Genomic DNA, 9,102 nt, shown 5'->3' with positions numbered 1-9,102 from the left:
CGCGCTCCGCTCTCGATCGTTTCGGCGTGTTCGAAGCCGGGCTCGCGCAGGTGGACGTGCATGTCGATAAACCCCGGAGCAACGATCAGGCCGGTAGCGTCGAACTCCTCCGAACCATCCGCGCCCGTAGAGGAAAAGTGGCCATCCACGATGGCGACATCGGCGATCTCATCGCGTCCCGACGCGGGGTCAATCACACGGCCGCCACGAATCACCAGGTTCACTGGAGCACCTGTTCGAGCACTGCCATCCGGACCGCGATTCCGTTCTCGACCTGGTTGAGGATCACCGAACGCTGGCTATCGGCGACTTCGGACGACAACTCGCGCCCGCGATTGATGGGGCCGGGGTGCATGACGATGGCGTCCGGCTTGGCTTGCGCAAGATGTTCCAGGCGCAATCCGTAGAAGTGGAAGTATTCGCCCGCCGCCATGGGAACTTCGTGCTGACGTTCGAGCTGGACGCGCAACATCATAATCACGTCGGCGTCCTGAATAGCCTGCGCCATGTCGTTGGTCAGCGAGATGCCGGGCGCGAGCGACTCCAGCTCGCGCGGCAGCAGCGGCGCGGGCCCGCAGAGAACAATATCGGCTCCGTAGCGTGACAACAGATGGACGTTGGAGCGCGCAACGCGGCTGTGAGCAATGTCCCCGATAATCGCCACGCGCAAGCCTTCGAGAGTTCCGCGGCGATCCAGAATCGTGAGCGCGTCAAGCAGCGCTTGCGTCGGGTGCTCATGCGTGCCGTCGCCCGCGTTGATGATCGGGATGTTGAGGTGCCGCGCGAGGAAATGCGGCGCGCCCGAAGCCGAGTGGCGCATCACGATGGCCTGCGGACGCATCGCGCCCAGCGTGTTCAGCGTATCGACCAGCGATTCGCCTTTCGACACGCTCGATCCGGACGCGGTAATCGAGATCGTATCCGCGCTGAGACGTTTGGCCGCGATCTCGAAGCTGGTGCGCGTGCGCGTAGAGGCTTCGAAGAACAGGTTCACCACCAGCTTATGACGGAGAGTCTCGTAGCGGCCGGGTTTCTGAAAATGCCTGGCGCGAGTCAGGATGGCATCGATTCCAGCGCGGTCCAGACTTTCGATCCCGAGCAGCCCGGTCTTCATGCTTCGGCGACGCGCTCGACGAGCAGCACTTTATCGACCTCGTCGATCTCCTGGAACTTGACTTCGACGATTTCGCTCGAAGAGGTCTGCACGACCCGGCCGACGAAGCGCGCCTGAATCGGGAGCTCGCGGTGTCCGCGATCGATCAGCACGAGGAGCTGGACGCGCGCGGGGCGGCCGTGATCGAAGAGGGCGTCGAGCGCCGCGCGGATGGTGCGGCCGGTGTACAGAACGTCGTCCATCAGGATGATGTCCTTACCTTGGACCGAGAACGGGATGTCGGTGCCGCTGACCACCGGCTTGTGACCGACCGTCGAGAGGTCGTCGCGATACAGGTTGATGTCGAGGATGCCGACAGGGACGGCGCACTTTTCGAGCGATTCGATCTTCTTCGCCAGGCGCTGGGCCATCGGAACGCCGCGGCGGCGGATGCCGATGAAGGCCAGATTCCCGACCTCCTTCGAATTCTCGAGGATCTCGTGGGCGAGCCGGACCATGGTGCGGTCGATCTCGCTGGCGCTCATCAGCTGCGACTTGAAACGGGTGCTGGCCATCTGTGACATTCTAGCGATGCCCGCTATCTCCGGATGCGGCCGCGGATGCGCTTGGCGAGTTTCTCGATGTCTTCGGTGCGGTGAATGTCGACGATGCTGAGCACATCCTGCGCGCCCTGGGCTTCCAGATCCTTCTCCAGCGCGGTGCAGATCGTGACGAGTTCTTTGGCGTCGGCGAGCGATTTCTCCTGATCCGATTTCAAGATGGCTTCGGCGCGCGACTTGCCGTTGGGGAGCGTCGATGTATCGGGACCGAGATCGGGAGTGCGCGGCTCCGGGAAAGGCGACTGCGCTTGCAAGAGCAGACAGGCCGTGAACAGGCAGGCAAGGCTTAGGCGGGACATACTGGATTCCGCTGCTATGATAGCCAAAAAATGCGCGCAGTCAGCGTTGGGATCATCGGGCTGGGGAACGTCGGGTCGGGCACGCTGGAAGTTCTGGCGGAGAATGCGGAGCAAATCCGTCTGAAGCTCGGGTTTCCGCTGCGCGTCGCGGCGGTGTGCAGCCGGTCGGTGATGAAGCGCAAGCTGCCGCCATCGCTGGGCCGAGTCCGGCGTTCGGTGAACTGGCGCGAGGTGGTGGACGACCCCGAGATCGACGTGATCGCCGAGCTGGTGGGCGGGACCGGCGTGGCTCAGGAGATTCTCGATGCGGCGATCGATCAGAAGAAATCGATCGTGACGGCGAACAAAGAATTGATGGCGCTCTGCGGGGCCTCGATCTGGGCGCGCGCCATCAAGGCGGGGATCAACCTGGCGATGGAGGCGAGCGTGGCGGGAGGCATCCCGATTCACGCGGTGCTGCGCGAGGGCATCTCGGGCGACCGCGTGCAGGCGCTGTTCGGCATCCTGAACGGGACCAGTAACTACATCCTGACCGAGATGGAGAAGCACGGCACGGCGTTGGATGTGGTGCTCGCCGAGGCGCAACGGCTGGGGTACGCGGAGGCCGATCCGGCGGCGGACATCGACGGCTTCGACGCGCGCTACAAGCTGGCGCTGCTTGCGGCGCTGGCGTTCGGGGAGCGGATCACGCCGGCCGATATCTACGTCGAGGGCATCCGGCGCATCACACCGCTCGATTTCGCCTACGCGCGGCAGTTGGGGCAGACGATCCGGTTGCTGGGGTCGGCGCGGCAAACATCCGAGGGACTCATCCTCTCGGTCCGGCCGGCTCTGGTCCCGCGGACGGCAATCATCGCGAGTGTGGACGGCGCCTATAACGGCATCTGGGTTCACGGGCACCATGGCGGCGATACGTTCTACTATGGGCGCGGCGCGGGCTCTCGGCCGACCGGAGTCGCGGTGGTGAGCGATCTCATGCGAGTGGCGCGCGAAATCCGGTCGGGAAGTCCGGAGCGCGTGTCGCCCTTCGCGCATGAACGCCTGGGCGAGTATAAACCGCTCTCGATTCTGGAGCAATCGCGGCCGTACTACTTGCGGTTTACGGTGGAAGACCGGCCGGGGATCATCGCGGCGCTCGCGGGAATCCTAGCGGCGCGCAACATCAGTTTAGAAGCGGTGCTGCAGCTTCCCAGCGAGGAGAAGCATAATCTGCCGTTCGTGATCACGGTGGAAACGACCCCCGAGCGGGCGCTGCGCGAGGCGCTGGACGAGATGGCCGGGCTGGACTTTCTGAAGGAGCCGCCCCTGGCGCTTCCGCTCGAAACCGGGCTTTAGGTAAAATGGAAGTTGCTCCTTGGGCGGGAGTAACTCAATGGTAGAGTCACAGCCTTCCAAGCTGTTGGTTGCAAGTTCGATTCTCGTCTCCGCTCCATCTTCTCCACAACTTGCAGGTTCCTCCGGTGTCCGAGCAAGGGTACTCGCAGCCGCTCACTTCGACTTATTCAACAAAATGGTCAATGTCGACTCGTTTGCGCTGACCACGTCCGGTAGTCCGTCGCCGTTCAGATCTCCCACCGCAAACTGTTCCGCCAGCAAGCCGAGTCCCCAAAACGCGTTCTCGAGCGTGAACATTCCGCCGCCGTCGTTCCGCAGGATTTCCAAGTTCTGCGAGTCCGCGTCCAGAACCGCCACATCCGGCTTGCCGTCGTCGTTGAAATCGCCGGCGAGGATCGCGCCCACTCCAAAGGGAAGACCCGTGTATACCGGCGAAGCGAAATTCCCGCCGCCCAACCCCCGGAAAAATCCGAACAGGAAGTTGTGGCCATTTTCGGCGAGGGCCCCAATATCCGGAACGCCGTCCCCGTCGAAATCCTCAACTACCACCGACTCGGTGGCATAACCAGACCCGGTTGACACCTTACTTGACGTTCCAAAGGTGCCATCCCCATTGCCGGGAAAGACCGCAATGTACTCCTTATTGCCAGGCTCGTTTACCACTCCCACCACCATGTCGATATGTCCGTCCTGATTCACGTCCGCTAAGGCAACGGAAGTGGGATAAGCATCCGCCCCTACCGCATATGTTTGCGGCGCCTGCAACGTGCCGTCTCCATTGCCTAAAAATACGCTTAGGCCTCCAACGTCCTCCGTTGTGACCACGTCGGGAATCCCATCGCCGTTCAGGTCGGCCACTGCAACCGTTAAGGCTTGCTGCGGCAGCGTTGCGGAACCCGCCGGGCGAAACGTTCCATCCCCATTGCCTAACTCGATGTCGACCGTGGCGGCAATGGATGCCACAACCACATCCTGGATACCGTCCCCGTTCATGTCCGCAGCGACTAAGGCCTGGCATCCGCTGGACCGAGAGGAACTAATCGAATCTCCGAAAGTGCCGTCACCATTGCCCAGGTACACTTCCAACGCCTTTAAGTGCGTTCCGCTGGTGATCAAGTCCGCTTTGCCGTCTCCATTCACGTCCGCGATCGCCGGGCCGCAGAGATATACGACGCGGTCCGTTACGGTGATTTGGTCGGTATGTCCCAACGTCCCTTTTCCGGTGCCAAGCAAGACGGATATCGCGTCGGCGTCTTCCGCCGTTACGATCAAATCCGATTTCCCATCGCCGTTTAGATCGGCCGCGGCGAGTACGCTCGCTCCGAACTCGATCGGGAACGCGCCTGCCGTGGTGAAGTTACCCGTGCCGTCACCGAGCAAAAGAGTCGCAGACGCGGTTTCGGGTCTCGCGATAACAATATCCAGCTTCTGATCGCCATTGAAGTCGCCGGATACCAACAGGGTGGGGGCGGAGCCGTTCTCCGGGGTCCTTAGCGCCGGCTGGAACGTGCCGTCTCCGTTGCCAAGCAATACATTGATTTGCGATTTCTCCTCGGACTCATTGGTAAGCGTAATCAGGTCGGCGATACCGTCGCCATTGGCGTCGCCAACGTTCACCGAAACCGTGTCCGGCGGCCCGTAAGCGACGGGCGGCTGGAATGTTCCGTCGCCATTGCCGGGAAGAACAAGGACGCCATTCGTGCTATCGCCGACGACCACGTCCGGCCGGCCGTCGCGGTTGAAATCCGCAACAGCAAGCCCCGTAGGGTTGATACCGGCAAGCGTTTCCATTGCAGGACCGAAGGCGCCGTCGCCCGAGCCCAACAGTACGGCAACGCCTTCCCCTCCACCCAAGGTGGCCACGACATCCAACTTCCCGTCACCGTTCATGTCTTCCAGCACGACGGCGATTGGCGCGTAACCGATCGCGTAACTCACCGCGGGTTGAAACGTTCCATCGCCTAGGCCTAACAGAACCGACAGAGTCCCGTCAAGGAGGTTAACCACAACAAGGTCCAGCTTGGAATCGCCGTTCAAATCGCCGACCGCAACTGCCCAAGGTTCGTTGCCCGTTGCATAAGGAACGGGAGCGCGGTAAGCGCCTTGCCCGACGCCAATCAGAATCGACACGGTTTTGGAGTTTCTATCCGCGACGGCGATGTCCGGAATGCCGTCTCCATTGAAATCGCCCACAGCACAACCGGCGGGTCCTGAACCCGCGGCGTAATCGCGCGCCAACCCGAAACTGACGGGGGGTGTCGCCGCATAGCTTAAGCCGGAAAATGCAATCGCAAAAACCGCCGGAACGAATCCGATATTCCTCAAAAAGCCTCCTGAACGATCGGGCGCCCGCGCGTAACCGCAGTCTGATTGTACTGTGTGCCCTGCGTAACCGGCCCGTCAGAATGCGGAAGTGCGTACCTGGCCGGCGGGCCACTTACTACGTCTTGTTCTTTCTTCACAAGATGGCGTGGAACGCGGGCGGCGTCGAAACCGGCGAGCGTCGTTACTCCGTTTACTCCATTAAAGCTGTTCTAGATCAGTGGCTGAGCGGATCCCACACGGGCAGCAAGTCCAGGACAAACCCTTCAACCGGCCCTTCGCCCTTCAAGAATGCGGGGTTGGCCAGGACCTCGACGCCGCCGCTCGGGCGATAGATTTCCGCCGCGCGACTTTCGGGATCGATCAACCATGCCAGCTGCGCGCCGTTATCGATCCACTCCCGCATCTTGTCCCGCAGCGTGCGCCAGCGGTCGGTTTGGGAACGTACCTCAATCACGAAATCCGGGCATAGGCGCCAATAGCGTTCGACCGTGTTTGGGTCAAGAGCGCGTACGCGCGATTTCAGGGTCCAGGCGGCATCCGGAGCGCGGCGGGCGCCGTTCGGAAGCAGAAATCCACCGGACGCGTCAGAGACCGTACCGAGCTCACTTACTTGCGCCCACCGATCCAGCTGGGTGAGGATCGCCCGATGACGGCAGGCAGTCAATGTGTAATTCGGCGGCATGACGATCAGTTCTCCGTCCGCGGACATCTCGAAAGACAGATCGGGGTGTTCGGAGCAGAACGCCGCGAACTGTTCGTCCGTCATCGGCGGAGCGGTGAGGATCGCGGGCAGAAACGCCTCGTCTATGGTGAACGCCATGCTTCGATTCTATCGGCCCTAAGGCGCCGATTTTCACTACGTCCCCAGGGAGCCTCCGCAAGGCGGCTGGGCGGTGCTTCGCGACCCCGAAGGAAAAGGCGCGAATCTCTCCCTTGACCCATATCCTGAAAAAAGCGGAGCGACTCGTGAAGCTCGGCGCAACCCGCTATCCGTGGCGCTACAAGCCCACTGCTGACTTTATGTACCGGAAGATCCTGACGGCAATCTTTTCTGCGTGGTCCAAAAGGGATGACCACCGGAGGCGTTTCGCCGGGCAAAGGCTGGCTCCCTGACCGATCTCAAGAACAGCCGATTGACTTCGAGAATCGATTTCCCCTATTCTCGATGGAGAACATGACCATATCCCCGTCTTTGGGTGCGAACCCCAGGAGAGAGGTCCGATGAGTCATAGCAGACGAGATTTGCTGAAGGCGGCGGCGCTGGCCGGCCTGACCGGCGCAAGCGCGCCGGCAGGTGACGCCGCACCGCGTCCCGATCCGGAGACCGGTTCGCATTGGGAGCGGCCGCCCAAGCAGGAAGGAAACAATCTGAACCTGATTGTCCTGGTGTCCGATACCTTTCGGGCGGACAACCTTCGGGCCTATGGAAGCGAATGGGTGGAGACGCCGAACCTCAACCGTTTCGCGGAGGAATCCATCGTCTTCGAAGACGCCTATCCGGAAGGGATGCCCACCATTCCGATTCGCCGTCAGCTTTACACGGGCCGCCGCATTGTGCCCACCCACTATTTTCCCCAGCATGAACCGGTGCAGCTTCCCGGCTGGCATCAACTATTCAACGAGGATGTTACTCTTTCCGAGACGCTTCACGAGGCGAACTATCTTACAGCGTTGATTGCCGACCTGCCGCATCTGCAGCGGCCGGATAAGAACTTTCACCGCGGTTTCGGTTACTACGAATGGGTGCGCGGGCAGGAGATTGACTACTATGGGCAGGCGCCCCGAAAGAAGCCTGATTTCAGCGATCTGTACCCTGCTGACTACCTCGCTCAAAACGAACTGGGCCGCCAGTTCGGGAAGGAACCGCGGCAGGTATTTACCGACTTCTTGAACCAATACACGGCAAACCGCAAGCGCTGGCTTAAGTTCGGCGATTCGATTGTCCAACAGACGGCGACTAAGGCGGTCGATTGGTTGAAGCAGAATCACGACGAAGGACCGTTCTTTCTTCATGTGGAGGCCTTTGATCCACATGAGCCCTGGGATCCTCCGCAAGAGTTCGTGGAAAAGTACCTTAAGGAGCCGACCGCGCACAGTTGGCCGGAACCTCCCTACGGCAATGTAAAGGTCCCCGAAGAGGGAGTAAGGCGCCTGCGTGCAAACTATGCCGGAGAAGCCTCGAATGTGGATTACTGGTACGGAAAGGTGCTCGACACCATTCGCGAACTCGGGTTGTTCGATAACTCGGTGGTCGTGTTCATGTCCGACCATGGGGCCATGCTGAACGAGCAGGGGCAATGGGTCAAAGGACCCGATCGCCTTCGTACTCAAGTTACGCACGTCCCGTTTATCATGCATGTGCCCGGCAGTCAATACGCGGGGAAACGCGTCTCCGGTTTTGTACAGATACCGGATTATATGCCGACATTCCTTGGCCGTCTGAATCTGAAGCCGGGTCCGCGGGTTACCGGTCAAGACTTGTGGCCGTTCGTCACCGGAGAGAAGACCAATAGCCGCGATCACGTGATCTCGGCTTACGGTTATGTCGCCTCCGTTCGCACGCCCGAATGGAATTACTCGGCCGTTTGGGAGAAAGAGAAATTCGAAGGAACTTATAAGCCGCAGTTATACCGCCGGAAGGACGATCCGCACGAGTTGAAAGACGTAGCGGACCAGTATCCTTCAGTAACGAAGGATCTCCAGGCGAAGTTAGACCGTTACATTGCGTCGGGATGGAGCATTACCAACGGCAGCTTCAATGAGAAGCCGGTCTAGATGCGCCGGCTTACCGTATTCACTCATTCGGCCGACAACGATACCGCAGCGACGTTTACCTGCCCATAGCCTTCGCTCTTGATGTAGATTTGAAGAGGCTGGCCTAACTGCGGCGGGTTGGCTCCTGAACTGTAAACGATTGTGTCGATGACAAACGTTCCACCAACCGGTGTCGCGCTGTGACCCTCCACTAGCTCCACGTTTCCGGCGAACAACGCGGCTTTATAACCGGTGAACTCGTAATCGGCGCGCGCACCGACTTCGACCTTCAAGGTGTAAGTTGTATTAGCCTGAACGGTGGCTCCAAGGGTTTGAAAAATAGAACCGGAACCGTATTCGTAGCCAAGAGCAGCCGCATAAAGTCCGGCCGCGGGAGCGTTGGGGTATTGGGTCTTCGAGAAGACGGCGATGGAGGTTTGCGGACCGCATATCCAGCCGGAGATGTTCGCGCCCGAGCAGAGTTGGCCGGAACTGCACTTGACTTGGTCGTCAATAAAGAGCGGGTTGGTGATCGCTATGGACGTCTGAGCAGATGCCGTCCACAACGTTGCAGCGGACAGCGCGAGAAGAAGAACTCGTATCGTCATCTTTTGTCTCCCTGGAAGAATTCGACGTGCGTACAACCGAATTACTCGGCGGTCAAACTTACGGCCGC

The 9,102-nt window shown here is 60.3% G+C and carries 8 protein-coding genes, 1 tRNA gene and 1 pseudogene; 3 read left to right on the top strand and 7 right to left on the bottom strand.

From position 1 onward, the window contains the following. The 4 genes and pseudogenes from H1Y01_RS19815 to H1Y01_RS14535 all read right to left on the bottom strand — a co-directional run. Positions 1-224: pseudogene (locus H1Y01_RS19815) on the bottom strand (dihydroorotase); the annotation flags it as partial. Then, positions 221-1,114: an aspartate carbamoyltransferase catalytic subunit gene (locus H1Y01_RS14545; protein WP_180541236.1), complete on the bottom strand. Its 894-nt coding sequence runs from the start codon at positions 1,112-1,114 to the stop codon at positions 221-223. The gene H1Y01_RS14545 and the pseudogene H1Y01_RS19815, both read right to left, overlap by 4 nt. Further along, the gene (gene pyrR, locus H1Y01_RS14540; protein WP_180541235.1) at positions 1,111-1,668 is read right to left on the bottom strand and encodes a bifunctional pyr operon transcriptional regulator/uracil phosphoribosyltransferase PyrR; all 558 of its coding nucleotides are present in this window, start codon (positions 1,666-1,668) and stop codon (positions 1,111-1,113) included. Before pyrR ends, H1Y01_RS14545 begins: the two co-directional genes overlap by 4 nt. A gap of 23 nt (positions 1,669-1,691) precedes the next feature. Continuing rightward, positions 1,692-2,012, bottom strand: coding sequence for a hypothetical protein (locus H1Y01_RS14535; protein ID WP_180541234.1), 321 nt, complete (start codon positions 2,010-2,012; stop codon positions 1,692-1,694). A gap of 30 nt (positions 2,013-2,042) precedes the next feature. Between H1Y01_RS14535 and H1Y01_RS14530 the strand changes: the two genes are divergently transcribed. After that, positions 2,043-3,347, top strand: coding sequence for a homoserine dehydrogenase (locus H1Y01_RS14530; protein ID WP_180541233.1), 1,305 nt, complete (start codon positions 2,043-2,045; stop codon positions 3,345-3,347). Between the two features lie 23 nt (positions 3,348-3,370). Continuing rightward, positions 3,371-3,444: transfer RNA gene (locus tag H1Y01_RS14525), tRNA-Gly, on the top strand. Positions 3,445-3,500: 56 nt separating this feature from the next. Here H1Y01_RS14525 and H1Y01_RS14520 read toward each other — a convergent pair. Together H1Y01_RS14520 and H1Y01_RS14515 are read right to left on the bottom strand one after the other, a co-directional pair. Then, the gene (locus H1Y01_RS14520; RefSeq protein ID WP_180541232.1) at positions 3,501-5,672 is read right to left on the bottom strand and encodes an FG-GAP repeat domain-containing protein; all 2,172 of its coding nucleotides are present in this window, start codon (positions 5,670-5,672) and stop codon (positions 3,501-3,503) included. A gap of 214 nt (positions 5,673-5,886) precedes the next feature. Continuing rightward, positions 5,887-6,492, bottom strand: a complete 606-nt coding sequence (locus H1Y01_RS14515) for a Uma2 family endonuclease (protein WP_219341559.1) — start codon at positions 6,490-6,492, stop codon at positions 5,887-5,889. A gap of 401 nt (positions 6,493-6,893) precedes the next feature. Here H1Y01_RS14515 and H1Y01_RS14510 point away from each other — a divergent pair, with 401 nt between their 5' ends. Continuing rightward, a complete protein-coding gene (locus H1Y01_RS14510; protein ID WP_180541231.1) occupies positions 6,894-8,447 on the top strand; it encodes a sulfatase in 1,554 nt (517 codons plus the stop codon). 23 nt (positions 8,448-8,470) lie between these two features. Here the strand turns inward: H1Y01_RS14510 and H1Y01_RS14505 are convergent, their stop codons facing one another. Continuing rightward, positions 8,471-9,034, bottom strand: a complete 564-nt coding sequence (locus tag H1Y01_RS14505; RefSeq protein WP_180541230.1) for a hypothetical protein — start codon at positions 9,032-9,034, stop codon at positions 8,471-8,473. Positions 9,035-9,102: the final 68 nt, after the last annotated feature.

It is taken from the genome of Nevskia soli (genome assembly GCF_903970205.1).
Classification (GTDB): domain Bacteria; phylum Acidobacteriota; class Terriglobia; order Bryobacterales; family Bryobacteraceae; genus Bog-113.
Note: the sequence above shows the minus strand (reverse complement) of the source record. Positions and strands in the feature narration are given on the sequence as shown.